We start from the raw sequence: 26,164 nt of genomic DNA, 5'->3' as shown, positions 1-26,164 counted from the left end.
CACAAGCCGTTACAAGCCGAACTCAGGCTGATATATTGGACTCTGGGTGTCAAAAGGGATGGCTGGGCTTTATATGTTAAAGTCGGTAGCGAGCAATAAATGGATCTATCTCGGCAGCATTCTTTCCCTGCTGTTTTTTGTCACCATCGGCCATTATCTGGCCTTATCCAACCAGAGACAGCAACAACTGGATTTTTCCCGGCTGGTCCTCGACAACTCGGAGAGAATATCGCAACAGTTGGCCGATTCACTGCGGGCGGTGAATCAGGCTGGACTCGTCGAGTGCACAAAACCCGTTCTGGATAAAATAAGGGTCATTGCCTCCCGATTTCCCTATGTGGGGGATATCGGCATCATCCAGGATGAAAAACTGGCTTGCAGCGCAGACTGGGGAATATTGGTGAACCCGGTGTCTCTGCCCCGCCATAGTTTCCTGACCACCTCGGGATTTGAAATTTACATCAAACCAACCTCACTGCTGCCATCCAATGTGGTCAGGGACATGACCCGTCTGGGCAATACCGTCGCCTTCACCTCCGAATTGCTCACTCATCAGGTCTACCAGGGGCCGGAGGGCGTCACCTATGAACTGGTCACCCAGGATGGGAAGAACGCCTTCTTCAAGTTGCTCGACATGCCTGCCGGCGGCAATAGTCTGACCACCCTGTCCACCAGGCTGTGCAGCGAGCAGTATGATTTTTGTGTCATCACCCACAATGAACGTGCCGGCCTGCTGGCTTACAAGGCGGCCCCCCTCAGCTTCTACATACTCTTCTCCCTGTGCCTTGGGGGGCTCATCGCCTTTGCCACAACCAGTTTTCAGGAAGAGAAGAAATCCCTCGAATTCAGGCTCAAACGGGCAATACAGCGCAACGAGCTCTATCTGGAATACCAACCCGTGGTACATGCCCACCAGCACAATATCGTTGGCATGGAAGCCCTGTTGAGGTGGAAAGATGATCTGTATGGTCAGGTCTCACCCGAGTTATTTATTCCGGTCGCCACCAAGCTCGATATCTATGGGAAAATATCCACCTTCATTGTCAGCAGGGCGCTGGATGAGGTGCATGAACTGCTTGAAAAAGATGAAAAGTTGACGATTTCATTGAATGTCAGCACCTATGAAATCAACGCCCCGGATTATCTCGACCGGTTGCAGGCCCAGGTCCTCCGATATGATCTGAAACCCTCCCAGATAAAGCTGGAGATCACCGAGCGCATCAATGAATACCATCAAAAAATAGCGGACTTCACCACCTCGGCACGAGAGAAAGGGTTCAAGATATCGCTGGATGACTTTGGTACCGGCTCATCCAATATTCTCTGGCTGACCGCCATCGACTTCGATGAAATCAAGCTGGACAAGATCTTCATTAATGGCCTGCACGAGGAACTGAAGAAAGATCTCTTCACCTCCATGCTGCAAGGCATCACCAAATTGAACAAGCAGATCGTCTTTGAGGGGGTCGAGAGCCCCCACGAATTGAGGCTGATCGAGTCATTCGACAGACATGCCCTGATCCAGGGCTGGGTGTTCTACAAAGCCATGCCTGTCAAGCGACTCGCCCAGGCCATCCAGGAACGCAACCACCCCGGCCACGTGGCATCCCGTATCGGCTGACGATGACCATCCACCAGACGGGGAGGCTATGACACCCGGTTGCGCCCCCGCCGCTTGGACTCATAGAGGTGCTGATCCACGCACTGGATCCAGTCATCCATGGAGTGATAATCGGGCAGGAAGGGGGACAGACCGATGCTGATGGTCACCGGGATACCCATCCCCTTATAGCGAAAAGCGTGTTGCTCTATCTGCATGCGCAAATGCTCCATGAGAGACGTCGCCTCCTCGAGAGCCACGTTACGCAGCAGCAAGATGAACTCCTCCCCACCGAAACGGGCCGCCAGATCCTTGTCCTTGGCCTCCTGCATCAGCAGCCGGGCCAGCTCCCGCAACACGGCATCGCCGGCGAGATGACCGAACTCGTCATTGATCTGCTTGAAGAAGTCGATATCGATCAGGGCCAGGCAGCAGTTTCTTTCTTCCGCATGCGCCAGAAGATGGGCCAGCAGCTGCTTCCCTTGATTGAAGAAATGGCTGCGATTGGGCAGATGGGTCAGGAAGTCGTGCTCGGCGTTGAAGCGCAGCTCCTGCTCCATCCGGCTGCGCTCCTCCTCCAGGTTGCGCGCATGGATAAGGGTACCCAGGGCCGTGGTGAGGGGCTCGAGCAGGCTTACCAAGCTCTCATCGAAGCCGCCGGGCCGGTTGGCCAGGGCGATCATGCCGATGGCCTCCCCCTTGTGGCGAATGGGAATGCCGAGGAAGCTGTACAGGTGGGGATGGCCGCGGGGGGACGAGCCACGACTGGCCGGGTGACTCGGCAGATCGTTGCAACACACTAGCGTGTTGTGGGTCACCACATGGCCAAACAGGTTGTCGAGCTTGTTGAAGATGAGCCCTCCCCGGCTCTGGCGCTGCTGCTCATACCAGGCATGGGTGGCCTCGTCCCAGGAGAGATTGGAGATGGAAGGCACATAGAGGCTGGGTTGTCCCTCCTCGTGCTGGACGATGCCGATGAAGCCGTAGGCACTCATGCTCACGCTCAGCAACCGCTCGAAGATGGTGTCGCAGGCCGAGCCCAGATTGCGATCCAGCAGAAAGCTCTGATGGGCTGCCACTATGATGTCGAACATCTGGCTCTGCAACGCCACACGCTGCTCCGCCAGCACCTCCTGGGTGATGTCGTGGATAAGCTTGATCACCCCGAGCGGGGTCCCCCTCTCATCGGTGATCGGCGTATAGGTGGCGTGGATCCAGAGGCTGCTGCCGTCTCGCAGAACCCGGCGAAAGGCCCCGCCGTGGATCTCGCCCCCCAGCACCCCCTGCCAGAAGGCCTCATGGCCCTCCTGCAACTCGGCGGGCACCAGCAGCCGGTGAGATTGGCCGATCAGCTCCTTCAAGCTGTAGCCCAGGATGGCACAAAACAAGGGATTGGCTGACACCATGCGCCCATCGAGATCGAACTCGACGATGCCATAGGCACGATCGAGAGCTGTCAAACGCGCCTGGTCATCGTGACGACCGAAGGGCTCTGCATTGGGGAGATTCATCACTGAACTATTCATCACGGGCCGGGATTCCTTTCGCTCGCAAGGATTGCAACTCTTCCAGTATAGGCATCAGAGCCCGGCGGAGATGCGGGACGGCATTCCCGCACTCACCCGGCATGGCGGTGAATTGACCTGACCCCTTGCCATGCCGACATCTCGGGCGCAGACTGTCTGGCCTTGTCCCGGCTCGAGGAACCCCGATGACCCCCGCTATCAACCTGCTGAAAAAGCTCAAGATCCCCCACAAGCTCTACCCCTACGAGTGCGAGGCCCACGACGACTTTGGCAAACATGCCGCGACCCAGCTCGGCCTGCCGGAGGCGCAGGTGTTCAAGACCCTGATCGCCCACCACGACAAGCAGGCGGTGGTGGCCATTGTCCCCTCATCGGGCATGTGCAGCCTCAAGCAACTCGCCAAGGCGGCGGGGCTCAAGAAGGTGGAGATGATGAAACCGGCGGAGGCCGAGAAGCTGACCGGTTACAAGGTGGGCGGCATCAGCCCCTTGGCCCAGAAGAAGCTGCTGCCCACCGTGCTGGATGACTCCGCCATGCTGTATGACGAGATCCTGGTGAGCGGCGGCAAGCGCGGCCTCTCGGTGGGGGTAGCGCCTCAGGACATGCTGACCCTGATGAAGTGGATTGCCGCCCCCATCGGCGAGCATCACGACTAGATCAAGGCGTGAATGAAGAGAGGCCCCGATATCGGGGCCTCTCTCGTGTCATCACCAACCACGCTGATAGCTCTGGATGCCTATTGGTCGCCGTTTCGTACGGCGGCCGTGAGATCGGAGAGGCGCACTCTCTGGTGCCCCGCTTCGTCGAAGTTCTCATCCGCCAGCCAGCGCTCGAAAGCCGTTTTCAGGACCGGCCATTCGCCGTCGATCACCGAGAACCAGGCGGTATCGCGGGAGCGCCCCTTGTCCACCCGCGCCTGACGGAAGGTGCCCTCATAGCTGAAGCCAAGGCGCAGCGCCGCATGACGGGAGGGCCAGTTGAGATCGTTGCACTTCCACTCGTAGCGCCGGTAGCCGAGCGCGAAGGCGTTGCCCATCATCAGCGCCATGGCGGCGGTGGAGAGTCGGGTGCGCTGCATGGCGGGGGAGAAGTGCAGCCAACCCACCTCTATGCTGCCAGCGGCCGGGTCGATGCGCAGATAGCTGGCCAGCCCCAGCGCCTTGCCGCTCTCCTCGTCCACAATGGCGTAGAACTGGGGATCCGCCTTGGCGGTGCTCTGTTGCAGCCAGGCCAGCATGGCCGCCTCATCCTCGAAGGGACCGCTGGTAAGATAGGTCCACATGGCCCCGCTGTCGGCAGCAAATGCCTGCCAGAGCGAGCCACAGTGACGCGCGGGATCCAGCGGCTCAAGGCGGCAACCCCAGCCGCGCATCACCGCCTTGGGGGGGAACTCGGCTCCCGCCCAGCCCGTCACCTCGGCGCCAACCGGCTGATCGAATTCGTTCAGAAATGGCTTAGCAGGCACAGGCAATCCCTCCTTCTTGCAAGACACCGGCCTCGCTGCCGGTGGCGACGGCGAAGCCATCCTGACGCCACCAGTGCAGGCCACCGATCAGCTCTTTGACCTGAAAGCCCAGCGCCGCCAGCTTGTAGGCCCCCTGGGTCGAGCCATTGCAGCCGATGCCATCGCAGTAGCAGACATAGACCTTGTCCCTCGGCAGGGCCGCCGTGCTGGCGGTATTCATGGTGCGATGGGGGAAAGAGACTGCCCCCGGAATGTGACCCTCGGCGTAGTGAGCAGGGGAGCGGGTGTCGATGACCACTATCTTCCCCTCCTCACCCGCCTCCCCGCTCAGCAGATCCGCGGCCAGATCCGCCGGATCGGTGCGGTATTTCAACTGTGCCTCGAAAAACGCACTGGCCTCCATCGGGCTCGCGACCCCGGTACTCATTACCTGACTCATACTGCCTGCTCCTTGCGACTCGTGTCTGATCCCGGCCATGACGGCTGCCCGCGCCGACCAGGTTTTGATCTCTATGGTAACTGTGGCGTTCACCGCCGATTAACGCCTGATCTCTGTGGTAACGGTGGTTCTCACCGCCGATTAACGCCTGATCTCGGTGGTCACGATGGTTCGCACCGAGTTCGCGATAAAACACTCTTCGTGGGCCTGGTGATGCAACTGCTCCAGCTCGGGCATACCCGGCTGACGCTCGCCACCGAAGACGATGAGCGGACGCAGCCTGACCCGGGTGACGGACTGGCGACCGCGCTCGTCCGCCTCCATGATGCCGATCGCCTCGTCCTGATAGCTCTCCACCCGATAGCCCGCCCTGGCCGCCAGCCAGAGGAAGGTGAGCATATGACAGCTGGAGAGCGCCGCGACGAAGGCCTCCTCGGGATCGACATTGTCCGCCACCGAATAGGGCAAGGGCACCACATGGGGAGAGGAGGAAGCGGGCACCCGCACGCCGCCGTCAAACTCCCAGCTGTGGGCCCGACTGTAACGCTGATCCACGAAGGCTTCATCCTCCCCCCGCTGCCAGCTGATGATGGCGCCAAACTCCGACATAACGACTCCCTATGGTGGCTGATATCCCGATGATGGTTCCAATGTAGCGGCACAATGGCCTTGCCACCCCGACCAATTTTGCCAATATAAGCAGACCAATTTCGATCGCTAGCTGGAGCCCGCCATGACGGTCCTGCCAACCTTGTTCGCTCACCATCGCCATGGGGATCTGCCGCTTCATGAGCAGCTGGTGCGCACCCTGCGAGAAGCCATCCTCGCGGGCCACCTGCCACAGCACAGCCGACTGCCCGCGAGCCGGTTGCTGGCGAGCGATCTCGGCATCTCCCGCAGCACGGTGGAGCTCGCCTACGGCCGGCTGGAATCGGAGGGTTATCTGGTACGCAGGGTCGGGGCTGGCAGCTTCGTGGCGCTGGCGGCAGTGAGACCCACCCCGCGCCCGCCCCAGTCGGCAGCGGGGCTCTCGCGCCGGGGCCAGGAGATGGCCGCAGGCAGCGCCTGCCCGGAGGTGCCGGAGGTGGGCAGCTCCTTTGCCTCCAGCCAGCCGGATCCCCGTCTCTTTCCCCAGGCTCTCTGGGGCCGTCTGATGCAGCAGCAATGGCGCCAGCGGGCCGGCGACTGGATGAACTACGGGGAGCCGCAGGGCCTGCCGGAGCTGCGCGCCGCCATCAGCAGCTATCTGGTGCAGTCAAGGGGCGTGGTGTGCGAGGCGGATCAGATCCTGATCCTCACCAGCTCCCAGCAGGGGATCATGTTGGCAACCCAGTTGCTGATCGACGCAGGAGAGTGCGTCTGGGTGGAGGATCCCGGCTACCCGGGGGCGCGCACCGCCATGGAGAGCGCCGGCGCCCGCATCCACCCTGTGCCGGTGGATGAAGAAGGGATGAATCCAATCGGAGAACACCCCAGACCCAGGCTTATCTACTGCACCCCCGCCCACCAGTATCCCCTGGGGGTGCCCATGAGCCTGACGCGGCGCATGGCGCTATTGGCCGAAGCCGAGCGGCAGGGAGCCTGGGTGCTGGAGGACGATTACGACGGGGAGTATCAGTACGATCAGCGCCCGCTCCCCGCCCTGCAGGGGCTGGATGGACAGGGGCGGGTCATCTATGTGGGCACCTTCAGCAAGGTGCTGTTCGGTTCCCTGCGTCTCGCCTATCTGGTGCTGCCGCGTCCGCTGATGGAGGCCTTCAGCCGGGCCCGCGCCGCCATCGATGGCCATAGCAACCAGTTGCAGCAGGCGGTCACGGCTGATTTCATCCGCGCCGGTCACTTCGCCGCCCACCTGCGCCAGAGTCGGCTCGTCTACCAGAGTCGGCGGGATCTGCTGCTGCGCGAGCTCGCCGAGCATTGCCCCACCCTCACCCCCATCCACAGTGGTGCCGGCCTGCAGTGCGCCGTACTGCTGCCCGCCGGTGGCGAGGCGCGCTGGACAGACGCCGCCAATGCCCTGGGGCTGGGCGTTCGCCCCTTGGGCCAGTTTCACCTCGGGGCCCCCAGCCGGGAAGGCTGGCTGCTCGGTTTCGGTTGTCTCGACAACCAGACCCTGCGTCGGCTCTGTCGCCGGTTGGGGGAGCTGATGAGGGCCAATCCGCTCCCGACACTGGCGAACACTCTCCCCCGTCCACCCCGAGCCGACAGACTCAGGGAGTCGTGATCTGCTCCTGACTCTCCCGGCACAATTCGAGCCAGGCCTCGGCGGTGCGGGAGAGGTAACGCCTGGCGGGCCAGATAACCCCGAGCCGCCAGCTGAGTTCAGGCTTCAGGGGCCGCAGCACCAGGCCGTCCGGGGTCAGCCGACGGCAGATGGGTTCGGGCAGGAAGGCGACCCCCATGCCGCTTCGCACCATGGCGGTAAGGAAATCCCACTGGCTGCTGCGCGCCGCCACCTGGGGAGTGAAGCCCGCCTGCAGGCAGGCCTGCTCCAGCCGCTCGCTCAGGGTGAAGGCCTGGGTGTAGAGCAGGAAGGGTTCTTCTCTCAAGTCCCCCAGCCGGATTTCGGCCCGCGCCCGCCAGCGAGGGACGTCCGGCAGCACCACCTGGATGGGATAGCAATCCAGTTCCAGGGTGCTCAGGGTTCCCTCCTCCTTGGTCGGCAGCATGGTGATGGCGAGATCCAGCTCCCCCTCCAGCACCGCCTGCTCGATGCGCCGTCCGCCGTACTCCACGATGGAGAGCTCCACCTTGGGGTAACGGCTGCGATAGGCGCGGATGAGATCCGCATAGACGTGGCCCACCATGGGGGGGATGCCGAGGGCGAGGCGACCGTGCTGCAGACTCTGCAAGTCGGCGAGTTCCGCCTCCATCTGCTGCATCTGGGCCAGCACCAGCTGACCATGGGTGAACAGCACCTGGCCGCTGTCGGTGAGGGTGAAGCTGTGCCCCGAGCGACTCAGCAGGGGCTGGCCCAGCTCCTCCTCCATGTTGCGGATCATCTTGCTGATGGTGGGTTGGGTGACGAACAGCTTCTCGGAGGCGCGGGTGAAACTCTGCTCACGCACCAGTTCGACGAAGTAACGCAGGGCTCGGATATCCATGGCGGGGCTCGAGATGATGACGTTCAAACAATGCCAATATGGCATGTTTTTCATGATTTAAATTCATTTTTTGCAGGTTTGTCTCCCTCTTATACTGTGAGCAAGTTCACAGACAGACATCCATCATGAAAACCTTCTGCCTTCGCTGGTTGCAAACGCCCTTCCAGATTGCCCTGCTCGCCGCCATCTGGCTGCTGGCGGATACCGCGGTTCGCACCCTGCATCTGCCCTTGCCCGCCAACCTCACCGGCATGCTGCTGTTGCTTGTCTGCATTCTGCTGGGCGTGGTCAAGGCCCAGTGGTTCAGCGCCGGCGCCCGCTGGTTGCTGGCGGAGATGCTGCTGTTCTTCGTGCCCGCCGTGGTGGCCGTGGTCAACTATCAGGATCTGCTGCTTGAAGAGGGGTGGCGCATCATGGTCGTGCTGGTGATCAGCACCATTTTGGTGCTTGGTACTACCGCATTGGTGGTGGACAGAGTCTATCGCTTCGAACTCATGCTGGCCCGCCGGAGTCGCCGCCATGTCTGATACCCTGCTCGGCCTGCTCTGCTTCGCCCTCACCCTGCTGTTCTACTACGCCAGCAAGTGGCTCTATGCCCGCAAACGCATACTGCCGCTGATGCCCCTGCTGCTGGCCCCCGCCCTGCTGGTGGCCGTGGTCATGCTGTTCCACATCCCCTATCAGGACTACATGGCCGAATCCCACTGGTTGCTCTGGCTGCTGGGACCTGCCACCGTCGCCTTCGCGGTGCCCGTCTACGAGAACCGCCAGCTGATGCGCCGCCACTGGCTGTCGCTGTCGGTGGGGGTCATCGCCTCCGTCATCATGGCGGTGGGCAGTACCGTGCTGCTGGCCCGCTGGCTGAACCTGTCCGAGCTGCTGCAACGCAGCATGGCCATGCGCTCCATCACCACCCCCTTCGCGGTGGAGGCGACCCGCTCCGTGGGAGGCAATGCCGATCTCACCGCCCTGTTCGTGGTGCTGACCGGGGTGATCGGCATGGCGGTCGGCGAGAGCGTGCTGGCGGTGCTCGCCATTCGCAGCCGCCTCGGCAAGGGGGCAGGCTTCGGTGCCTCCGCCCATGGTGCCGGCACCGCCCGGGCCTATCAGATGGGCAACGAGGAGGGCGTGGTCTCCAGCATGGTGATGATGATCGCCGGCATGGCGACCGTGCTGCTCGCCCCCCTGTTGGGCAGGCTGTTCTGGTAATACGGCCACGCTTGCGACATGAAACGAGAAGAGGCGCCCTTGGGCGCCTCTTCTTCATTGCTGCTGGCCGTCACAAGCTGGCGCAGATCTGCCACAGATCGTACTGGATGGCCGCCGCCGTCACCTCGCGCCCCGCCCCCGGCCCCTGAATGACCAGGGGATTGGTGCGGTAACTGTCGCTCTCGATGGCGAACACGTTGTCACAGGGCAGCAGGTTCGCAAACGGGTGATGGGGCTCCAGCGCCTCCAGCCCGACCCGCGCCTTGCCATCGTGCTCGAAGCGGGCCACGTAACGCAGCACCTTGCCGACCCGGCGCGCCCCCTCAAACGCCGTCTGGATAGGGGCATCCAGCTCCTGAAGGCGGTCCATGAACTGATCCGTGGTCACCTTGCGCAGGGGAACGGGCACCAGGTTCTCCAGCTCGATGTCGGCGGAGTCGAGTTCAAAACCCGCCTCACGGGCCAGGATCAAGAGCTTTCTGCGCACATCCTGGCCGGAGAGATCCTCGCGGGGATCCGGCTCGGTCAGGCCGTGCTGCCAGGCCTCGTCCACCAGCTCGGAGAAGGGGCGGCTGCCGTCGTACTGCTGGAACAGCCAGGAGAGGGTGCCGGAGAAGATGCCGGAGACCCCCTGGATGCGATCGCCGCTCTGGCGCAGCATCTGGATGCTGGACTGGATGGGCAGGCCCGCCCCGACAGTGGCGTTGTAACGCCACTGCACCTGATGATCCCGGCAGCTCTGCTTGATGCGCTGGTAGAACTCGCTCTCCGCCGAACCGGCAAACTTGTTGGCGGCGATGATGTGGATGCCGAGCTGGGCAAAATCCGGGTAGTAGCGGCTCACCGTCTCGCTCGCCGTCATGTCCAGCGCGATCAGGGCATCGAAGCCGTGCTGCTCCAGCTGGCCCAGCAGCTCGGGCCAGATGAGGGGCTTGGGATCAAACTTGTCCCGCACCTTGAGGGGATCCAGCCCCTCCTCGTCCAGCAGGCCCCCCTTGGAGTCGAAGACCCCATAGAGGGTGATCGCCAGGTTGAGCTCATGCTCGAGACGCGCCTTCTCCCGGGCGTAGAGGCTAAGCCAGTGGCCGCCTATGTTGCCCTTGCCGAACACCACCAGACCGACCCGGGTCGGGCGGCTGAACAAGGCGCTGTGCAGGGCGATGAGCAGAGGCTCCAGCACCACCTGGCGCAGCACGGCCACCAGACTCAGCCCATCTCTGGCCACCTGCACGAACTCCAGGGGCTGATCCGCCAGCAGCTGATAGAAGCGGTGACACTGTTCGGCGTTGTCGGTCACCCCGGCTCCCACCAGGGCCACCAGGCTGTAGCCCTCCTTCTGGATGAGGCCGGTGAAGTTGCCCTGCAGCTGGAAGTCCCGCAGCACCTCGAAGGCCCCCTCGGCCACCTCCAGGGTGTAGGCGAGGCGCAGCACCCGCCGATCCGGCTGGCGTTGCAGGGTGAGAGGGTGCAGGCGATGGCGGGCCAGATGGGCCTCGATGGCCGCCACCGTCTGGTCATAGCCGGTCTGGGGCAGCACCTTCAGTTCGATCAGCGCAATCTGATCCACCGAGGAGACGATGCGGGCCCCGCCGGAGCGCGGCGCACGGCGCAATATGTGGGTGCACCCCTCATCCGGGTTGTAGCTGCAGCGCAGAGTGAGGCGCTGGCGGCTGTCCGCCACCGGCTGCAGGGTGCGCGAATGCAGCACGGAGGAGCCGAGACGGGCCAGCTCGTTGGCCTCGGCCAGGCTCAGACGCTCCAGCAGGCGCGCCTCCTTCACCCGGCGCGGATCCGCGCTGTAGACCCCGGCCACGTCACTCCAGATGGTGGTGGACTCGCCGTCCGCCAGCGCTGCCAGCAGGCTGGCGCTGTAGTCGGAACCGTTGCGGCCGAGCAGCAGGGAGCGCCCCTCCAGGTCGGCGGCGATGAAACCGGTCACCACGATGCGACCGGCGTGCTCCGCCAGACGAGCCTTGAGCAGTTCGCTGGAGAGCGCCGTATCCACCTTGACCAGGGCGCCGTCCTCGGCCCGCAGGAAGCTGCGGGCATCGAGCCAGATGGCCGGTTCGCCACGGCTGCTGAGCAGGGCGGCCAGCAGACGCGCGGACCACACCTCGCCGAAGGCGAGCAGGCCGTTGCGCTCGAAGCGATCGAACTGCCCCTCCAGGGTCTTGGCGATCAGTTGCAGATCATCGGCAAGCTGCTTGCTCAGGGAGAGTTGCAGCTCGCCCTCCAGCAGGCCGTCGATCAGGCTCTGCTGATAGGCGTGCAGGGCGGTGATGGCTTCCCCGGCGGCCTCATCCCCCGCTTCAGCCAGCTCCACCAGCTGGATCAGCCGGTTGGTGGTCTTGCCGGCGGCGGAAACCACCACCAGTTCATGACCGCCCGTCTGCTGCTCGACGATGCTGGCCACCCGGCGATAACAGACCGGATCCGCCAGGCTGCTTCCGCCGAACTTGTGCACATGACGCCGCTTCAACGCTGCTTCTGCTGCCACCGCTACCTCTCCTTGCTGCTGTTCCATTTACTTCACCTGCTCTGCCAATGCTGCTTGTTCAAATGCCCGGGCCAGATCGGCCACCAGGTCTTCACCGTGTTCTATGCCGACCGACAGGCGCAGCAACTGGGCGCTGATGCCCGCCGCCTGCTGCGCCGCCGGGGTCATGGCCCTGTGGGTCATGCTGGCGGGGTGAGCCACCAGGCTCTCCACCCCGCCGAGGGATTCCGCCACCGAGAAGAAGGTCAGCGCATCCAGGAAGGCGCGCAGGCCTGCTTCGCTGCAATCGAGTTCAAAACTTAGCATGGCGCCGAAACCGGACTGTTGACGGCGCGCAATCTCGTGACCGGGGTGACTCGGCAGGCTGGGGTGATAAATGGTCTTCACCAGGGGCTGCTGCTGCAGGAAGGCGAGGATCCGGTCCGTGTTCTCCTGATGGGCGCGCAGGCGCGGCGCCAGGGTGCGCAGGCCCCGCAGGGTGAGGTAGGAATCAAACGCCCCCGAGGTCAGCCCCAGGCAGTTGGCCCACCACACCAGAGAGTCGGCCAGGGCGGCCTCCTTGGCGATCGCTACCCCACCCACCACGTCGGAGTGGCCGTTGATGTATTTGGTGGTCGAGTGCACCACCAGGTCGGCGCCGAGGGCCAGGGGTTGCTGCAGCAGCGGCGAGAGGAAGGTGTTGTCCACCACCACCTTGGCCCCCACCTCGTGAGACGCGGTGGCGATGGCGGCCACATCCACCACCCGCAGCAGCGGGTTGGAGGGGGTCTCCACCCACACCAGCGCCGGTTTCTGGGCCAGCGCCTCGGCCAGGGCGGCGGCATCCCCCTGATCCACGAACAGCACCTTGTAGTGCCCCTTGGCCGCCAGGTATTCGAACAGGCGCCAGGTGCCGCCGTAGCAGTCATGGGGGGCGACCAGCAGGTCGCCAGCCTTGAGCAGGGCCGTGGTCACCAGGTGAACGGCGCCCATGCCGGTACCCGTCACCACGGCGCCGGCGCCCCCTTCCAAGGCCGCCAGGGCGTCCGCCAGGTTGGTGCGGGTCGGGTTGCCTGAGCGGGCGTAATCGTAGGTGCGCGGTTCGCCGAAATCGGCGAAGGTGTAGTTGCTGGAGAGATAGATGGGCGGCACCACGGCGCCGTGCTGGGTATCTGTCTCAATGCCGGTACGTACCGCCAGGGTGGCCTTGTGGGTCATGTCACTCTCCATTTGATCTGTCTGGGGACCGTGCTGGCGGTCAGTCGCCCACGTCATCCCTCTCGGTCGGCCATAGCGCAGGCCCATGGTGAACCACAGTACGCCAGCTTAAAAAAGCCGTCAACACTTCTGGACGTCTAAATGGCTTTGCTGTTGGATTGCCATTGATTTCCTTAAGGGTTAAAATCCGCGCTCACGGCCAAATGAGAACAGGTGGATCATGGGAACAGAGTGGAACGGCGACTACGTCAGCCCCTACGCGGAACACGGCAAGAAGAGCGAACAGGTCAAGAAGATTACCGTCTCGATCCCGCTCAAGGTGCTGAAGGTGCTGACCGATGAGCGCACCCGTCGCCAGGTGAACAACCTGCGTCATGCGACCAACAGTGAGCTGCTCTGTGAAGCCTTCCTGCACGCCTTTACCGGCCAGCCACTGCCCGGTGACGAGGATCTGCGCAAGGATCACCCGGACAGCGTCCCTGCCGAGGCGCGCGCCATCATGGAAGCGCTCGGCAAGGAGATCGAAGACTTCGACGCCGAATAAGCTTGCGAGCAGATGGCAAAGAGCACTTCCCCCTCAATGACGCGGCCCCTGGCCGCGTCATTGTCATCGGCCAGTCCCTTCAGCCTGCGCCGCTACCAGTCTGATATCAGCAGCCACAGCCACGACTTCGCCCAGTTAGTGATCCCCCTGGACGGCCCCATCGAGATAGATGTGCAGGGCCGGGGTCGACACCTCACCCCCGGCTTTGCCTGCGTCATCGCCCCCGGTGAGCGTCACGATTACGCCGCCGACCCTGCCCTCTCCTTCCTGGTGCAGGAGAGCCCCTGGCTGCCGGGCCGCCTGGGCGAGCGCCCCTTTATCGAGCTGGATGCCGCCCAGCGCCACTATCTTGCCTTCCTGCGCCAGATGGTGGCCGAAGATCGCCACGTGGCGGGGATGGATCAGATCTGGCTGAACCTGCTGGCGGAGCCTCAGAGCACCGCCGTCCCCATCCCCCCGCGCATCGTCAGGGTCCAGCGCCATATCGAGACCCACCTCGCCGAGCCCCTCACCAACGCGCGCCTCGCCGCCCTCGCCTGCCTCGGTCAGAGCCAGTTCAAGCACGCCTTTCGCCAGCAGCTCGGCATGAGCGTCTCCCACTACATCCGGCAGCGGCGCATGGCGCTGGCCCGCAACCTGCTGGCCCACACTTCCCTGCCCATCGGCGAGATAGCCTACCGCTGCGGCTACCGGGATCAGGGGGCCTTCGCCGAACGCTTCCTCACCGAGACCGGCCTGACCCCGTCCCTCTGGCGCCAGCAAAACGGCCAGTTGCCATAACGGATCGGCTCTGCGCCGAAGACAATGCCGGGCTCATGAGGCATGCTGGCGGGCAGATGGAGCAGGCGAAACGAGGAGCCAAGATGCAGACCATAAGCTGGCAGGATTTCGAGATGGTGGAGCTCCGGGTGGGCACCCTGGTGCGGGTAGAGCCCTTCCCCGAGGCGCGCAAACCCGCCTACAAGGTGTGGGCGGATTTCGGCCCCGAGATCGGGGTGCGCAAGAGCAGCGCCCAGATCACCGACCTCTATCAACCGGACGATCTGGTGGGCCGCCAGATCGTGGCGGTGGTGAACTTCCCCACCAAGCAGATAGGCCCCTTCCAGTCGGAATTTTTGCTCACCGGTTTCTACCGGCCGGATGGCGCCGTGGTGATGGCCATCCCGGAGCGGGCGGTGGAAAACGGCGCCAAGCTGGGATAAATCCCCCTCCTTGAGCAGAACACTCAGCCAGACGAAACAAGAGAGGCGACCCCGGGGTCGCCTCTCTTTCCATTGTTTTCCGTTACCCGGATGTTGCAGTCGGCTTATCCCAGCAGGCTGAACAGCAGCGCCGACACCGCGAGCGATCCGGTCAGCAGGATGAAGCCGTTGACCCAGCCCTGACGAAAACGGGCCAGCGCCTCCACCTTGTAGATGGCCACCACCGGCATGATGAACAGGATCATGGCGATGACGGGGCCGGAGAGGGTCTCCATCAGGCCGAGGATGCCGGGGTTGATGACCGCCGCCCCCCAGATGGCGAAGAACATCAGGGCGATGCCGACCTTGTCCGCCTTCCCGAGCGACAGGCCGGTGGGCTTGGCGATCAGGCTCTTGAGGCTCTCGCGGGCCCCGAGGAAATGGCCGAGGAAGGAGGAGCTGATGGCGATGAAGGCGATGAGCGGCCCCAGGGTGATGATCACCGGGTTGTCGGTGATGTTGGCAAGATAGGAGAGCACGGAGACGTTCTGGGCCTTGGCCTCGGCCAGCTGGGCCGGGGAGAGGCTCAGCACGCAGGAGAAGACGAAGAACAGCACGAAGCCCACCAGCATGACGGTGGTGTTGCGCAGGATGAGGCCGCTCTTGGCCTCCGCCTGCTCGCCGTATTCCCGGCGCTGTACGTTGGCAAAACCCGAGATGGCGGCCGCATGGCTGAAGGCAAATACCGTCACCGGCAGCGCCAGCCAGACGGTGTTGAGAAAGCTCCCCCCTTCAAATGCCACCATCTGTGGCCAGTGCCACTGGGGAATGAGGTAGAAAGAGAGTGCCGCCAGAATGGCCGCCAGCGGATAAACCATGAAGGCGAAGGCCCGCAGCATGGCCTTCTCACCGGCCAGCATCACGGCGATCATGGCGAACACCAGCACACCGGAGAGCATCACCCGGTTTGGGGTAAGCATGCCGAGCTGATTCACCATGAAGCTCTCCACCGTGTTGGTCAGCCCGACGCCGTAGATGAGCAGGATCGGGAAGATGGAGAGGAAATAGAGCATGGAGATGAGCCGACCGGCCATCTTGCCGAAATGCTCCTCCGCCACCTCGGTGAAATCCGCCTGGGGGCGGGAGGAGGAGAGCACGAAGCGCGCCAGCCCACGGTGGGCCAGGAAGGTCATGGGACCGGCCAGCACGGCGACGATGACCAGGGGCCAGATCCCGCCGAGCCCCAGATTGATGGGCAGGAACAGGATGCCGGCACCGACCGCGGTGCCAAACAGGCTGATGACCCAGTGGGTATCGTGACGGCGCCAGCCGGTGTGGGCGACGACAGCTTGGGAACCGGACAGCTCCGCGGTGACCTCTGCAGATAAACTCATCGATATTTCACTTATTGTCAGTATTTAAAACTACAACGATTGTGCTCTTTCAGAATTTAATTCTCAAAAAAGGTGACTGGCAGATCTCACTACCAAAGCGGGATCTAGCCAGTGTGATTGGGAAGGGGGAAGTGGCCTTGATGTTCAAAAAATACCGAAACAGACTAGTTTGGCGATATATAAAACCAAAATTATCGATAGATTTGATTTTTTACTTTGACAGATTAGTGGATTGCAGGATTACATGAAATGACAGACCAGACAATCATGGCTTGTTGTGACGATCCACTGCCATTCACGCCAATGGCTAGCGCATATCCCTGCTTAACGTGCATGAAGGCAGATGATTGCGCTAACGCAAAGGGCGACCCTGAGGTCGCCCTTTGCGATGTCGGCAGCGGGATCCCGCCCCCTCAGCTGACCAGGATCTTGCCCCAGGCGAGATCCGGATCCCCCATCACGATGAAGTCCGGGTTCTCCAGCGACTCCGTCTCGTTATAACTGAGAGGCTGCAGCGCCAGGCTGAGGATGCGTCCCCCGGCCGCCTCGACGATGCACTGGGCGGCGGCGGTGTCCCACTCACCGGTGGGGCCGAGGCGCACATAGCAGTCGGCGGCTCCCTCCGCCACCAGGCAGGACTTGAGCGAACTGGAGCCGAGCGGGATCAGCTCGTAATTGATAGCCGGGTTGAGACGGCGGGTCAGTCGCTCCAGCTTCTGGCGACGGCTGATGGCCACCACCAGGGCATCCGGCTGATCGTGTTCGTGGTGCATGGCGCTGATGGGATAGACCTGCCCCCCCGCCTCCTTGAAGGCGCCATGGCCACGCACCGCCCAATAGAGCACGTCGGATTCGGGGGCATAGATGACCCCGAGCACGGGCACGTTGTCCCGCACCAGGGCGATCAGGGTGGCGAAGTCACCGCTGCCGGCGATGAACTCGCCGGTGCCGTCCAAAGGGTCCACCAGCCAGTATTGCCGCCAGGCGGCCCGCAGGCTGAAGGGAACGTCGGCTGCTTCTTCGGTCAGCACGGGGATATGGGGAGTCAGCGCCGACAGCGCTTCCTTGAGGTAGGCATCGGCAGCAAGGTCGGCACTGGTGACCGGGGTCGCATCCTCCTTCAGCTGACGCTCGAATTGACCGCCGTGATAGATTTCGTGAAGGATCCTGCCTGCTTCGCGGGCAATCTCCTTGACCCCAGGCACCCAGGACAACAGCTCCTGCATCTCGCTACCTCTACTTTCCAAACTCTGCGCCTCAGGGGCGCTCGTTTCCCTGCTCTGCCAGCCACTTGCGGGCCAGCAGCAGGGCGCTGATGCTGCGCGACTCGGTAAAGTCGGGTCGCGCCAACAATTCATCGATCTGATCGAGGGGCCAGGGGATCACCTCGAGGGGCTCCGGCTCGTCGCCGACGCGCAGCTCGGGGTAGAGCTCCCGTGCCAGCAGGATGTCCATCCGGCTGGAGAAGTAACCGGGGGCGAGGGAGACCTGCTTGAGGGACACCAGATCCCGGGCCCCGAAGCCCGCTTCTTCCATCAGCTCCCGGTTGCCCGCCTCGAAGGCGTTCTCGCCGGGATCGATCAGCCCCTTGGGGAAGCCCAGTTCATAGGAGTGGGTGCCCGCCGCGTATTCCCGCACCAGCAGCAGGGTATGCGCATCGAGCAGGGGCACCACCATGACGGCCCCCCGGTTGCCGCCACGCATCCGCTCGTAGACCCGCTCCTCCCCGTTGGAAAACTGGAGGTGCAGGGATTCCACCTTGAACAACCGGCTCTCGGCCACGATCTCGGCCTTGAGGATCGTCGGTTTGACCTTGTCCTGTGCCAGGGCATCGACACTGAGGTGTACGGGGTTGCACTTGTGACTGTCACTCATCGGGGCTGGCTGCTCATCAAAAATCGTGCTTCAAGAGTAAACGACTCACCGAACGAACACCACGGGGCAAGTGTGCTAAAGGTGTCTGAAAAATCCGTTATAATCCCGCCCTTTCCACCTCACTCTCCCTCGCTACGCGATACGAAAGGATGATGCATGCCCGCTTCCCTCCCCTGGCACCAGATTGATACCGTTTTGCTCGACATGGATGGCACCCTGATCGACCTGCAGTTTGACAGCCACCTGTGGCAGACCCTGGTGCCGGCGCGCTATGCCGAGCGTCACCATCTCGCATTGGACGAGGCGAAGCGGCGCATCGACGCCCACTACGAGGCGGTGGCGGGGACCCTCGACTGGTACTGCGTGGACTACTGGAGCCAGACACTGGGGCTCGACATCCGGGGGATGAAGCAGGAAATCCTGGGGAAGATCCAGTGGCGCCCCAATGCCGTCGCGTTTCTCGCCGCCCTCAAGGCCGCCGGCAAGCGCCGGGTTCTCTTCACCAACGCCCATCCCGCCAGCCTGGCGGTCAAGATCGAACGGCTTGGGCTCGATGAGCATCTCGACGAGATCGTCAGCACCCACGAGCTCGGCTGGTCGAAGGAGAGCCAGCACTGCTGGCAGGCGCTGGCCGAACGCCTGCCCTTCGATCCCGCCCGCACCCTCTTCATCGACGACAGCGAGCGGATCCTGACGGCCTCCGCCGACTACGGCGTGGCCCATCAGCTCGGCATCCACCAGCCCGACAGCGCCATGCCGCCCCTGCGGTTCCAGCGCTTCCCGGCTCTCAAGGATTACGCCGACCTGCTGCCCCTCACGGCCTGACCCTCTCGCCGGGCGTCCGGCCTTCACCTCAAGAGGCTTGGGCGACCAGACCGGGAAAGCTGCGAAGGTAATCCTGGGCCCGGGGGGTGAAGCCGGACATCGTCAGCCGGGCTGTCTCGAAAGGGGGTTGATCCAGGGGAAGGTCTAAGTTCACCCTTTTCGGCCAGTCCGGATTGCCGATGGCCGCCGACCCGATGGCCACCAGATCCGCCCCGCCCGCCAGGGCCTGCTTGGCAGACTCGGCATCCCGGATCTTGCCCGCCACCATGAGGGGCACCCGCCCCGCGACTCCGGCGCGCACTGCGGCCAGCAGGGAACCCCCGGCGGGATCCTCGCTCGCCGCCTTGAAGCTGTCCCCCATGGAGAAGTGCAGGTAGTCGACATCCTCCTCCACCAGCAACTCGACCAGCGCCAGCTGGTTGGCGAGCTGGATGCCCTCTATGTGGGCATAACTCTCCGGCGAGAGCCGCACCCCGATGAGGAAGCTTCTCGGCAGACGCTCCCGGATGCCCCGTACTATGGCCAGCAGCATGCGTGCCCGCCCGGCCAGACTCCCTCCCCAGCCATCTTCCCGCCGGTTCAGCAGGGGATTGAGGAAGTTGCAGAGCAGGAAGTTATGGGCGGCGTGCAGCTCAATGCCGTGCAGACCGGCGCCATGGGCACGCTCGGCGGCCAGTACGAAGGCGTCGATCAGTTGCAGGATCTGCGGCCCCGTCAGTGCCGATACTCCGAGCGGATAACGTCCCCCCGGGGGAATGGCGCCGGGGCCCACCGGGGCCGTGCCGTTCAGCTCGGGCTGGGCGCGGACCCCGCCGTGGTGAAGCTGGATCAGCGCCAGGGCGCCGTTTTCCTCGGCGCTCTGCGTCAGCTTTGCAAAGGCCGATTGCTGGGCATCCGTCATCAGGGCCGGTTGGCCGGGCCAGCAGCGCCCCCCAGCCTGTACCTGGGTGGCGGCGCCGATGAGCAGACCAAAGCCCCCCTCGGCGCAGCGGGCCAGCCAGTCGAGCTCGGCCCGGCCGGGATCCCCGTTCTCCTCGCTCATGTTGTGGGTCAACGGGGCCAGTACGGCGCGATTCTTGAGCCGCAGCCCGGCCCGCACAAAGTGGAACTCGTCATTCAACATCGGGATCATGGTCTTTCTCCTGGCATCTGTGCCTCGTTGACGCCACTATAATCCCAGCCCGACAAGACATAATCAGACCTGAAAGAAAGACACTCATTCCCAACAGGACGCAATAAAGAACCCCATGGACAACCACAAACTCGATACCCTCTACCTGATGCGGCTGCTGCTCGCCATCGCCCGCTTCGGCTCCTTCGCCGCGGCCGCCAGCCACCTCGGCATCACCCCGAGCAAGGCCTCCAAGGATCTGCGCCACCTTGAACAGAATCTGGGGGCCGTGCTGCTCAGCCGCACCACCCGCCGGGTGCAACTGACGGATGCAGGCAAGCTGGCCTGCCAGCAGGCCGACCAGATGATAGCCCTGCACGAAGAACTGCTCGACGGTTTGCAACGGCGTCGCCATAGCCTCTGCGGTGAGCTCAGGATCACGGCGCCGGATCTCTGGGGGGAGGTGGTGCTGGCCCCGGTGTTGCTACGGTTTCGCGCCAGTCACCCCGAGGTGCGGATCATCGCCGACTTCTCCAACGAGGTCGCCGATCTGCTGCGGGACAACCTGCACGTCGCCTTTCGCAGCACGATATTGCACAGTGAACCCTATCTGGCGCGCCCCATCGCCCCTGACGATCTGGTGCTCTGCGCGAGCGAGGCCTACCTGGCCGCGCATCCGCCCCTCACGCAGCCCCAGGATCTGCTGCGCCACAGCCTCATCACCCGCAGCCAGGATTATGCCCGCCACGACACCTGGCCCTTGCTCCACCAGGGTCGAGAAATTCCCCTCGAGGTGACGGGTGAGCTCGCCTTCAGCAGCAAGAAGTCGATCCAGATGGCGATGTGCCAGGGATTCGGCATCGCCCGCCTGCCCCGCTATCTGGTGGCCGAGGATCTGGCGGCAGGCACTGTGTGCGAGGTGCTGCCCGCCTATCGGCCCAAGGGTGCGCACTTCTACGCCCTCTATACCCAGCGGCGGGCGGACTCGGCGCTCATCACCCACTTCCTCGACTACGTGATCCGCGAACTCGGCGGGCCTTCGGCATCACCGGAACAATCAGCCTCCTGACGCTTTGACCGGGCGTCGCGCCTACCCGGCCCTCGTCACACGCGCCCTCGATTACGTGATCCGCGAACTCGGCGGGCCCTCGGCATCACCGGAACAATCAGCCTCCTGAGGCATTGACCGGGCGTCGCGCCTACCCGGCCCTCGTCACACGCGCCCTCGACTACGTGATCCGCGAACTCGGCGGGCCTTCGGCATCACCGGAACAATCAGCCTCCTGACGCATTGACCGGGCGTCGCGCCTGCCCGGCCCTCGTCACGCACACCCTGGACAACGTGCTCCGCGAGCAGGCCGGACATGGGGAATCCAGCATCAGGATTGCAGTGCCAGGTGGTACTGCTTCTTGCCCCGGCGCAGCAGCAGGTAGCGGCCAAAACGCCAGTCGGTCTCGGCGAGTTCCGCCCCCTCGGCCAGCCGGCCGTTGAGGCTGATGGCACCGGCTGCCAGCAGTTCGCGGGCGATCCGCCGGGAACCGGCGAGTCCGCTCGTCACCAGCAGCGCCACCAGATCGTCTCCGGGCTGCCGGATCGTGGTCGGCAGGCCACCGGCGGCGAGTTGTGCAAGTTGCGCCTCGCCCAGTTCTGCCACCCGACCGCTGAACAGCAATTCGCTGATGACCTGTGCCTGCGCGAGCGCGGCCTCACCGTGCACCAGGGCGGTCAGCTCGTCCGCCAGCACCTGAGGTGCCCGCTTGCGACCCTGACGCCCCGCATCCTCCGCCTCCAGCGCCGCGATGGCTGAGAACGGCATAAAGCTGTAGTAGCGCAGGAAGCGGTACACATCCTCATCCGCGGTGCCGAGCCAGAACTGGTAGAAGGCGTAAGGGGAAGTGAGCGCCGGATCCAGCCAGATGGCCCCCCCTTCCGTCTTGCCGAACTTGGTGCCATCGGCCTTGGTGATGAGGGGCAGAGTCATGCCAAACACCTGGGCCCGGTGCAGGCGGCGGGTGAGATCCATGCCGCTGGTGATGTTACCCCACTGATCGTTGCCGCCTATCTGCAGGGTGCAGCCGAGCCGCTCGTGCAGCACGGCGAAGTCCTGGGATTGCAGCAGGGCGTAGGCAAACTCGGTGAAGGAGATGCCCTGATCCGGGCGGGCGAGGCGCTGGCGTACCGACTCCCTTGCCAGCATGGCGTTCACCGAAAAGTGCTTGCCCACATCCCGCAAGAAATCCAGGGCCGACATCTGCCCCATCCAGTCGGCGTTGTTGACCAGTTGCGGCGCCGCCAAGCCGTCACTGGCCGGCAGCAGAGCGGCTATCTGGGCCGACAGACTGGCGACCCAGCCCTGCACGGTTTCACCGCTGTTGAGGGTGCGCTCGGTCGCCTTGAAGCTGGGATCCCCGATGAGGCCGGTGGCCCCCCCCACCAGGGCCACCGGCCTGTGACCGGCGAGCTGGAAGCGGCGTAGCATCAGGAGCGGTACCAGATGGCCGATGTGCAGGCTGCCGGCGGTGGGATCGAAGCCGCAATAGAGAGTGCGCGGCGTTGCCAGGTGAGCGGCCAGGGCCTCGGGATCGGAATTTTGGGCGATGAGCCCGCGGGCCATCAGATCATCGAGCAGGTGGGGGTCTGTCATGGGTGCTCCAGCGGCAGAGGAAAAGCCCCTATCCTCCCTCCGCCGTCGTCCCGCGGATATGTCCCTCTGGGGACAGTTTTATCACTGCCATGCTAGCATGGGGCCTATCGGGCCCAGCCCCTGCAGAGATCCCGCCCTCAGATGAACAGCGCCGCCCATACCCTCGCCCTGACCCAGACTGTCGAGTCCCTTCATGGCCCGGCCTTTCCGGCCGCCCTGGTGCGTCTCATCCAGCAGAGAGTGGCATTCGACTGCGCCCTGTTGCTCGGGGTGGGCAGGCGGCCCGTCTACCTCTACGACAACCTGAGCCATCAGCGGGCACTGCTGTTCGATCGCTACCTCGCCGGCCACTTCGGCCAGGATCCCTTCATGCAGGCACTGGAAAACGGGCTCGGCGCCGGGGTCTGGACCCTGGCCGAGGTCACCCGTGGCCCGCTGGATCCCGACTATCGCCAGCGCTTCTACGAGGCGACCGGCTGGCAGGAGGAGGTGGGGCTGATCATGCCCATCCGTCCCAATCTCACCCTGGTGCTGTTTCTCGGCCGGCTCGCCAAGCGCCGGGCGCTGAGTACCGGGGAGCGGGCCAGGCTGAACGAGCTCTTCCCCCTGCTGCATGCCCTCTGTCGCCAGCACTGGCGGCAAGCTGCCCCCTTGCTGGCACAGGACGCCACCAAGGACGATGGTGCCAGGCTGGACGGGGCCCGCCTCAGGCAGGTGATCGATGAGGGGATGCAGAGTCTGGGAGCCGAGCTGCTGACCCGGCGGGAGCGGCAGGTGGCCGAACTGCTGCTGCAGGGCCAGGATGCCGAGGCCATCGCCGCCACGCTCGGGATAGGCAGCGGCACGGTGAAGAATCACCGCAAGCACCTCTACGGCAAGCTGCGCATCGGCTCACAGGCGGAGCTGTTCGGTTACTTCCTCAATCACCTGATCACGACCCCGACACCGGATACCGACGCCTCTTCCCCCCCATAACAGAACACCCCGCCGTGGCGGGGTGTTCTGCATCGAGCAAAGAGTCAGATCCTGCCCTGGTAGCGCAGGGGGAAGCGCCCCTGACCATCGGGCTGGCCGAGGAAGGGCAGCCCCTGTTTCATCTGATCCGGCAGCTCAGGCCCCGGCTTGAGACTGCCCTGGAACAGGTACTGGCGATTGGCCTGCAGCTCCAGCTTGCCCATCACCTGGACCGCCTCCGACCCCTGCTTGAGCTCGGCCACCAAGTGCGAATCCAGGCAGGTCAGCTTGGCCTCGGGATCCCCCAGCGCCAGCTTGCCCGCCGGGGTGTCGGCCTCGGCCCCATACCAGTAGAGATTGCCATAGAGCTGTTCGCACCAGGGGTTGCCCTGGGCAAACTGATCCACCTTGAGCTGCAACTGGCCCGCCGCCGTCAACGGGAAGGGCAGCCGCATGGGCAGCCGTTCCAGCAGCCAGGGGGCCGGCGCGTTGAGGGTTATGTCGCGGCCAAAAGCGGCGCCATTCCAGCCGACGATCCCCTGACCGTTGAAACCGGCCCTGTCCCCGAAGCGCACCGAAACCTCGGGGGCGAATCGCAACAAGGACCAGCCGTTGAGGTCCCAGCGCAACTGGGTCAGGGATTCACTGGCGTATTGCAGCCTGGCTATCTGGCCGCTCCAGAGGGTGCCGCTCACCCCCTCCAGCCGCACCAGGTTGGCGGGCAGAGGCAGGTAACGGACCACCAGGGTAGCGGGCAGTTGCACCAGTAAAAAGACGAGATAAGTCACCAAAAAAATGACTGGGATTAGAACTCTATGCTTCATTCGGGACGACTCAACTGTAAACGTCTCACCTTGACCAGACCCGGCGCCAGATTCTCCCGCGCCACCTCGATGATCTGCACCTGGACCCCGTGCTGATCCGACAGGGTCGCGAGCCAGAGCAGCAGATCGTCAAAAGGCACGGTGTCGATCCACACCTGCAACTCCTGCCCTTGTGGCTGCAGGCGAGCGATCTTGATCTTCTGGTTGAAGGCGGTGCGGTTCACCACCCCGTCCAGGGTGCCGCTGGTGTCTATCTGACGACCCTGGCTACCCTGCATCGCCAGCACCTCCTGACCCTTCTCCTTGAGCCAGGCCAGGGTCTGCTGCTGGTTGATCACCTGCCGCTCGCGCTCGGCGATGCGGTTGGCCACGGGTTGCCAGATGGCCCAGTAACAGAGCCCGATCAGCAAGATGCCGCCCCCCACCGCCACCAGCCGCTGTTCACGGGTGCTGATGCCACGCCACCAGCCTTGCAGTTTGTCCATCATGATGATTTACCCTTGAGCACCAGTGCCCCTTCGACCTTGCCTTCGGTGCTGCGCACCTCTCCCTGCTGCACCTCGAAGCGCTTGCCCGCCAGCTCGCGAAAACGCTCTATCTCGGTGAAACCGGGTGCGGTGACCTGCAGCCTGAGCTCGCCCCTGGCCGCATCGAAACGCATGACTTCGGGCTTGAGACCGGGCACCTCGGCAAACACCGGGGCCAGCTCGGTCAACAGCAGCAGGACCCCGTCCTGGGGCGCCTGTCCCAGCAGCTTGAGGTGCTGGGTCATCTGGCTGCGCACGTTGACGATCCGGCTCTCCCCCGGGAAGATCCGGGTATAGACCTGCCGGATCTCGGCCTTGAGCGCCTTGTCCTGCTCCGCCAGCTGATACAGGTGTACGCCACGCTGGGTCAGGGCCACCAGCAGCAGCAAACCGGCCACCACGGCCACCTTGCGCCACTGCAACCAGTGACGGGCGTATTCGGTCTGGGGACGGTACTTCCCCTGCAGCAGGTTCGCCTGGCAGCCAAGGGCCCCCTTGGCCAGCAGCAGCATGGGCAGTTCGGGATCCGCCGGCAGCCAGTTGGCACCGGCCATGGCCGGTGGCGGCGTGTGGCTGTGGATGGTCACGGGCTCAGCCTGGGTGGCCAGCAACATGGCCAACAGGGGCTCCTCCGCCACTATGCCCTGACGAGACCCCTGGCGCAGCAGCCACTCCTCCCCCAGTTGCAGGGCGGACCAGCCCTCGGTGGCCAGCGGCAGGGTCAGCACGTCCGGCAGCAGTTGCAGGGTCTTGAGTCCTGCCTGTTGCAGCCAGCCGAGCCAGGCCTGCATCTTGGCCTTGTCCACCGCCATCAGATCCACCTCGTTGCCCTGATGGCCGAGCACCACCAGGTGCAGGGCGTCCACATCGGAGGCGATCTGTTCCTCCAGCAGATAGGGCAGCGCCGCCGCACTCTGGCGGTTGTATTTGCCCGGCAGGCTGACCCGCCGGAAGATGAGATCGCTGCCGGGCACCAGGGTTACCACGGGGCGGCCACCGGCACGCTCCTGCAACTCGCCGAGGGCATGGGCCGAGGCCAGGGTGCCGGAGGCAATGATCTCCTGCTCCTGTGTCGACCACACCAGCCAGTGTACCGGCTGCTGCGCATTGGTCCCCAGACGGATGACCAGACTCTCGCTCACTAATCGTTCTCCTGCCATGCCCGCCATCGTCGTCGATGGGCGGGAACGCAGCCTGGGCTGCGGTATCGATACGGGGTCGGGACGGACGACGCCAGTGGTCGCCCG

The 26,164-nt window shown here is 63.9% G+C and carries 26 protein-coding genes; 11 read left to right on the top strand and 15 right to left on the bottom strand.

What is annotated here, in order from left to right; genetic code table 11:
• The first annotated feature begins 73 nt into the window (after positions 1-73).
• Positions 74-1,621 carry an EAL domain-containing protein gene (locus VZC39_RS03010; protein ID WP_434665554.1) on the top strand — a complete coding sequence of 516 codons (1,548 nt, stop codon included), beginning with the start codon at positions 74-76 and terminating at the stop codon, positions 1,619-1,621.
• Positions 1,622-1,647: 26 nt separating this feature from the next.
• Here the strand turns inward: VZC39_RS03010 and VZC39_RS03005 are convergent, their stop codons facing one another.
• Positions 1,648-3,126 carry a sensor domain-containing diguanylate cyclase gene (locus tag VZC39_RS03005; RefSeq protein ID WP_434668314.1) on the bottom strand — a complete coding sequence of 493 codons (1,479 nt, stop codon included), beginning with the start codon at positions 3,124-3,126 and terminating at the stop codon, positions 1,648-1,650.
• Between the two features lie 185 nt (positions 3,127-3,311).
• Here VZC39_RS03005 and ybaK point away from each other — a divergent pair, with 185 nt between their 5' ends.
• A complete protein-coding gene (gene ybaK / locus VZC39_RS03000) occupies positions 3,312-3,782 on the top strand; it encodes a Cys-tRNA(Pro) deacylase (RefSeq protein WP_349920948.1) in 471 nt (156 codons plus the stop codon).
• Between the two features lie 80 nt (positions 3,783-3,862).
• On the opposite strand, the gene VZC39_RS02995 is transcribed toward ybaK, so the two are convergent.
• The 3 genes from VZC39_RS02995 to VZC39_RS02985 all read right to left on the bottom strand — a co-directional run bounded on the left by VZC39_RS02995 (position 3,863) and on the right by VZC39_RS02985 (position 5,639).
• Entirely contained in the window at positions 3,863-4,591 is a 729-nt protein-coding gene (locus VZC39_RS02995; RefSeq protein WP_434665551.1) for a GNAT family N-acetyltransferase, read from the bottom strand.
• On the bottom strand, positions 4,581-5,030 hold the full coding sequence (locus tag VZC39_RS02990) for a rhodanese-like domain-containing protein (RefSeq protein WP_434665549.1): 450 nt from the start codon (positions 5,028-5,030) through the stop codon (positions 4,581-4,583). Before VZC39_RS02990 ends, VZC39_RS02995 begins: the two co-directional genes overlap by 11 nt.
• Before the next feature lie 141 nt (positions 5,031-5,171).
• Positions 5,172-5,639, bottom strand: coding sequence for an OsmC family protein (locus tag VZC39_RS02985; RefSeq protein WP_434665546.1), 468 nt, complete (start codon positions 5,637-5,639; stop codon positions 5,172-5,174).
• A gap of 124 nt (positions 5,640-5,763) precedes the next feature.
• On the opposite strand from VZC39_RS02985, the gene VZC39_RS02980 reads away from it, so the two are divergent.
• Positions 5,764-7,254 (top strand): PLP-dependent aminotransferase family protein, encoded by a 1,491-nt coding sequence (locus VZC39_RS02980; RefSeq protein WP_434665543.1) that lies wholly within the window; start codon positions 5,764-5,766, stop codon positions 7,252-7,254.
• Here the strand turns inward: VZC39_RS02980 and VZC39_RS02975 are convergent.
• Complete coding sequence (locus VZC39_RS02975; RefSeq protein WP_349922352.1) at positions 7,241-8,134, bottom strand: LysR family transcriptional regulator; 894 nt, start codon at positions 8,132-8,134, stop codon at positions 7,241-7,243. The two genes, VZC39_RS02980 and VZC39_RS02975, sit on opposite strands and share 14 nt — an antisense overlap.
• Before the next feature lie 125 nt (positions 8,135-8,259).
• Here VZC39_RS02975 and VZC39_RS02970 point away from each other — a divergent pair, with 125 nt between their 5' ends.
• Entirely contained in the window at positions 8,260-8,661 is a 402-nt protein-coding gene (locus VZC39_RS02970; protein WP_349920942.1) for a CidA/LrgA family protein, read from the top strand.
• Entirely contained in the window at positions 8,654-9,343 is a 690-nt protein-coding gene (locus VZC39_RS02965) for an LrgB family protein (RefSeq protein WP_349920941.1), read from the top strand. The genes VZC39_RS02970 and VZC39_RS02965 overlap by 8 nt, the downstream gene beginning before the upstream one ends.
• Positions 9,344-9,413: 70 nt before the next feature.
• Here the strand turns inward: VZC39_RS02965 and VZC39_RS02960 are convergent, their stop codons facing one another.
• Positions 9,414-11,867 carry a bifunctional aspartate kinase/homoserine dehydrogenase II gene (locus tag VZC39_RS02960; RefSeq protein WP_349920939.1) on the bottom strand — a complete coding sequence of 818 codons (2,454 nt, stop codon included), beginning with the start codon at positions 11,865-11,867 and terminating at the stop codon, positions 9,414-9,416.
• Positions 11,868-13,037: a cystathionine gamma-synthase gene (gene metB / locus VZC39_RS02955; protein ID WP_434665539.1), complete on the bottom strand. Its 1,170-nt coding sequence runs from the start codon at positions 13,035-13,037 to the stop codon at positions 11,868-11,870.
• Positions 13,038-13,257: 220 nt separating this feature from the next.
• On the opposite strand from metB, the gene metJ reads away from it, so the two are divergent.
• The 3 genes from metJ (at position 13,258) to VZC39_RS02940 (ending at position 14,783) form a co-directional block, all read left to right on the top strand.
• Positions 13,258-13,581 (top strand): met regulon transcriptional regulator MetJ, encoded by a 324-nt coding sequence (metJ, locus tag VZC39_RS02950; RefSeq protein ID WP_349920937.1) that lies wholly within the window; start codon positions 13,258-13,260, stop codon positions 13,579-13,581.
• 36 nt (positions 13,582-13,617) lie between these two features.
• Positions 13,618-14,361 (top strand): helix-turn-helix domain-containing protein, encoded by a 744-nt coding sequence (locus VZC39_RS02945; protein WP_434665536.1) that lies wholly within the window; start codon positions 13,618-13,620, stop codon positions 14,359-14,361.
• An 83-nt stretch (positions 14,362-14,444) separates the two neighbouring features.
• Positions 14,445-14,783, top strand: coding sequence for a tRNA-binding protein (locus tag VZC39_RS02940; protein ID WP_434665533.1), 339 nt, complete (start codon positions 14,445-14,447; stop codon positions 14,781-14,783).
• Between the two features lie 104 nt (positions 14,784-14,887).
• On the opposite strand, the gene VZC39_RS02935 is transcribed toward VZC39_RS02940, so the two are convergent.
• The 3 genes from VZC39_RS02935 to nudE all read right to left on the bottom strand — a co-directional run bounded on the left by VZC39_RS02935 (position 14,888) and on the right by nudE (position 18,031).
• Positions 14,888-16,156: an aromatic amino acid transport family protein gene (locus VZC39_RS02935; protein ID WP_434665530.1), complete on the bottom strand. Its 1,269-nt coding sequence runs from the start codon at positions 16,154-16,156 to the stop codon at positions 14,888-14,890.
• 413 nt (positions 16,157-16,569) lie between these two features.
• A complete protein-coding gene (gene cysQ / locus VZC39_RS02930; RefSeq protein WP_434665528.1) occupies positions 16,570-17,382 on the bottom strand; it encodes a 3'(2'),5'-bisphosphate nucleotidase CysQ in 813 nt (270 codons plus the stop codon).
• A gap of 31 nt (positions 17,383-17,413) precedes the next feature.
• Positions 17,414-18,031, bottom strand: a complete 618-nt coding sequence (gene nudE, locus VZC39_RS02925; RefSeq protein WP_434665525.1) for an ADP compounds hydrolase NudE — start codon at positions 18,029-18,031, stop codon at positions 17,414-17,416.
• Between the two features lie 156 nt (positions 18,032-18,187).
• On the opposite strand from nudE, the gene yrfG reads away from it, so the two are divergent.
• Entirely contained in the window at positions 18,188-18,856 is a 669-nt protein-coding gene (gene yrfG, locus VZC39_RS02920) for a GMP/IMP nucleotidase (protein WP_434665523.1), read from the top strand.
• A 28-nt stretch (positions 18,857-18,884) separates the two neighbouring features.
• Here yrfG and VZC39_RS02915 read toward each other — a convergent pair whose 3' ends face one another.
• A complete protein-coding gene (locus VZC39_RS02915; protein ID WP_434665520.1) occupies positions 18,885-19,988 on the bottom strand; it encodes an NADH:flavin oxidoreductase in 1,104 nt (367 codons plus the stop codon).
• A 115-nt stretch (positions 19,989-20,103) separates the two neighbouring features.
• Between VZC39_RS02915 and VZC39_RS02910 the strand changes: the two genes are divergently transcribed.
• Positions 20,104-21,036, top strand: coding sequence for a LysR family transcriptional regulator (locus VZC39_RS02910; protein WP_349920929.1), 933 nt, complete (start codon positions 20,104-20,106; stop codon positions 21,034-21,036).
• Positions 21,037-21,346: 310 nt separating this feature from the next.
• Here VZC39_RS02910 and tyrS read toward each other — a convergent pair whose 3' ends face one another.
• Positions 21,347-22,612 (bottom strand): tyrosine--tRNA ligase, encoded by a 1,266-nt coding sequence (gene tyrS / locus VZC39_RS02905; RefSeq protein WP_434665517.1) that lies wholly within the window; start codon positions 22,610-22,612, stop codon positions 21,347-21,349.
• Positions 22,613-22,753: 141 nt separating this feature from the next.
• Between tyrS and VZC39_RS02900 the strand changes: the two genes are divergently transcribed.
• Positions 22,754-23,587 carry a helix-turn-helix transcriptional regulator gene (locus tag VZC39_RS02900; protein WP_349920927.1) on the top strand — a complete coding sequence of 278 codons (834 nt, stop codon included), beginning with the start codon at positions 22,754-22,756 and terminating at the stop codon, positions 23,585-23,587.
• A 44-nt stretch (positions 23,588-23,631) separates the two neighbouring features.
• Here the strand turns inward: VZC39_RS02900 and exeN are convergent, their stop codons facing one another.
• From exeN to exeL, 3 genes are read right to left on the bottom strand one after another with little or no spacing between them, the layout of a single operon-like run.
• Positions 23,632-24,390 (bottom strand): GspN family type II secretion system protein ExeN, encoded by a 759-nt coding sequence (gene exeN, locus VZC39_RS02895; protein WP_349920926.1) that lies wholly within the window; start codon positions 24,388-24,390, stop codon positions 23,632-23,634.
• Entirely contained in the window at positions 24,387-24,878 is a 492-nt protein-coding gene (exeM, locus tag VZC39_RS02890) for a GspM family type II secretion system protein ExeM (RefSeq protein WP_349920924.1), read from the bottom strand. Before exeM ends, exeN begins: the two co-directional genes overlap by 4 nt.
• Positions 24,875-26,059 carry a GspL family type II secretion system protein ExeL gene (gene exeL, locus VZC39_RS02885; protein ID WP_434665514.1) on the bottom strand — a complete coding sequence of 395 codons (1,185 nt, stop codon included), beginning with the start codon at positions 26,057-26,059 and terminating at the stop codon, positions 24,875-24,877. The genes exeM and exeL overlap by 4 nt, the downstream gene beginning before the upstream one ends.
• Between the last annotated feature and the right edge of the window lie 105 nt (positions 26,060-26,164).

The sequence above is a fragment of the Aeromonas sp. NJAU223 genome (assembly GCF_051125555.1).
Lineage (GTDB): Bacteria > Pseudomonadota > Gammaproteobacteria > Enterobacterales > Aeromonadaceae > Aeromonas > Aeromonas veronii_G.
The sequence above is the reverse complement of the archived record's forward strand: the minus strand, read 5'-3'. Positions and strand labels throughout refer to the sequence as shown.

Bases quoted from the DNA above. Each gene is read 5' to 3' on its own strand.
- VZC39_RS03010 (WP_434665554.1), top strand. From the start codon at position 74: ATGTTAAAGTCGGTAGCGAGCAATAAATGGATCTATCTCGGCAGCATT.
- VZC39_RS03005 (WP_434668314.1), bottom strand. From the start codon at position 3,126: ATGAATAGTTCAGTGATGAATCTCCCCAATGCAGAGCCCTTCGGTCGT.
- ybaK (WP_349920948.1), top strand. From the start codon at position 3,312: ATGACCCCCGCTATCAACCTGCTGAAAAAGCTCAAGATCCCCCACAAG.
- VZC39_RS02990 (WP_434665549.1), bottom strand. From the start codon at position 5,030: ATGAGTCAGGTAATGAGTACCGGGGTCGCGAGCCCGATGGAGGCCAGT.
- VZC39_RS02985 (WP_434665546.1), bottom strand. From the start codon at position 5,639: ATGTCGGAGTTTGGCGCCATCATCAGCTGGCAGCGGGGGGAGGATGAA.
- VZC39_RS02980 (WP_434665543.1), top strand. From the start codon at position 5,764: ATGACGGTCCTGCCAACCTTGTTCGCTCACCATCGCCATGGGGATCTG.
- VZC39_RS02975 (WP_349922352.1), bottom strand. From the start codon at position 8,134: ATGGATATCCGAGCCCTGCGTTACTTCGTCGAACTGGTGCGTGAGCAG.
- VZC39_RS02970 (WP_349920942.1), top strand. From the start codon at position 8,260: ATGAAAACCTTCTGCCTTCGCTGGTTGCAAACGCCCTTCCAGATTGCC.
- VZC39_RS02965 (WP_349920941.1), top strand. From the start codon at position 8,654: ATGTCTGATACCCTGCTCGGCCTGCTCTGCTTCGCCCTCACCCTGCTG.
- VZC39_RS02960 (WP_349920939.1), bottom strand. From the start codon at position 11,867: ATGGAACAGCAGCAAGGAGAGGTAGCGGTGGCAGCAGAAGCAGCGTTG.
- metB (WP_434665539.1), bottom strand. From the start codon at position 13,037: ATGACCCACAAGGCCACCCTGGCGGTACGTACCGGCATTGAGACAGAT.
- metJ (WP_349920937.1), top strand. From the start codon at position 13,258: ATGGGAACAGAGTGGAACGGCGACTACGTCAGCCCCTACGCGGAACAC.
- VZC39_RS02945 (WP_434665536.1), top strand. From the start codon at position 13,618: ATGACGCGGCCCCTGGCCGCGTCATTGTCATCGGCCAGTCCCTTCAGC.
- VZC39_RS02940 (WP_434665533.1), top strand. From the start codon at position 14,445: ATGCAGACCATAAGCTGGCAGGATTTCGAGATGGTGGAGCTCCGGGTG.
- VZC39_RS02935 (WP_434665530.1), bottom strand. From the start codon at position 16,156: ATGAGTTTATCTGCAGAGGTCACCGCGGAGCTGTCCGGTTCCCAAGCT.
- cysQ (WP_434665528.1), bottom strand. From the start codon at position 17,382: ATGCAGGAGCTGTTGTCCTGGGTGCCTGGGGTCAAGGAGATTGCCCGC.
- nudE (WP_434665525.1), bottom strand. From the start codon at position 18,031: ATGAGTGACAGTCACAAGTGCAACCCCGTACACCTCAGTGTCGATGCC.
- yrfG (WP_434665523.1), top strand. From the start codon at position 18,188: ATGCCCGCTTCCCTCCCCTGGCACCAGATTGATACCGTTTTGCTCGAC.
- VZC39_RS02915 (WP_434665520.1), bottom strand. From the start codon at position 19,988: ATGATCCCGATGTTGAATGACGAGTTCCACTTTGTGCGGGCCGGGCTG.
- VZC39_RS02910 (WP_349920929.1), top strand. From the start codon at position 20,104: ATGGACAACCACAAACTCGATACCCTCTACCTGATGCGGCTGCTGCTC.
- tyrS (WP_434665517.1), bottom strand. From the start codon at position 22,612: ATGACAGACCCCCACCTGCTCGATGATCTGATGGCCCGCGGGCTCATC.
- VZC39_RS02900 (WP_349920927.1), top strand. From the start codon at position 22,754: ATGAACAGCGCCGCCCATACCCTCGCCCTGACCCAGACTGTCGAGTCC.
- exeN (WP_349920926.1), bottom strand. From the start codon at position 24,390: ATGAAGCATAGAGTTCTAATCCCAGTCATTTTTTTGGTGACTTATCTC.
- exeM (WP_349920924.1), bottom strand. From the start codon at position 24,878: ATGATGGACAAACTGCAAGGCTGGTGGCGTGGCATCAGCACCCGTGAA.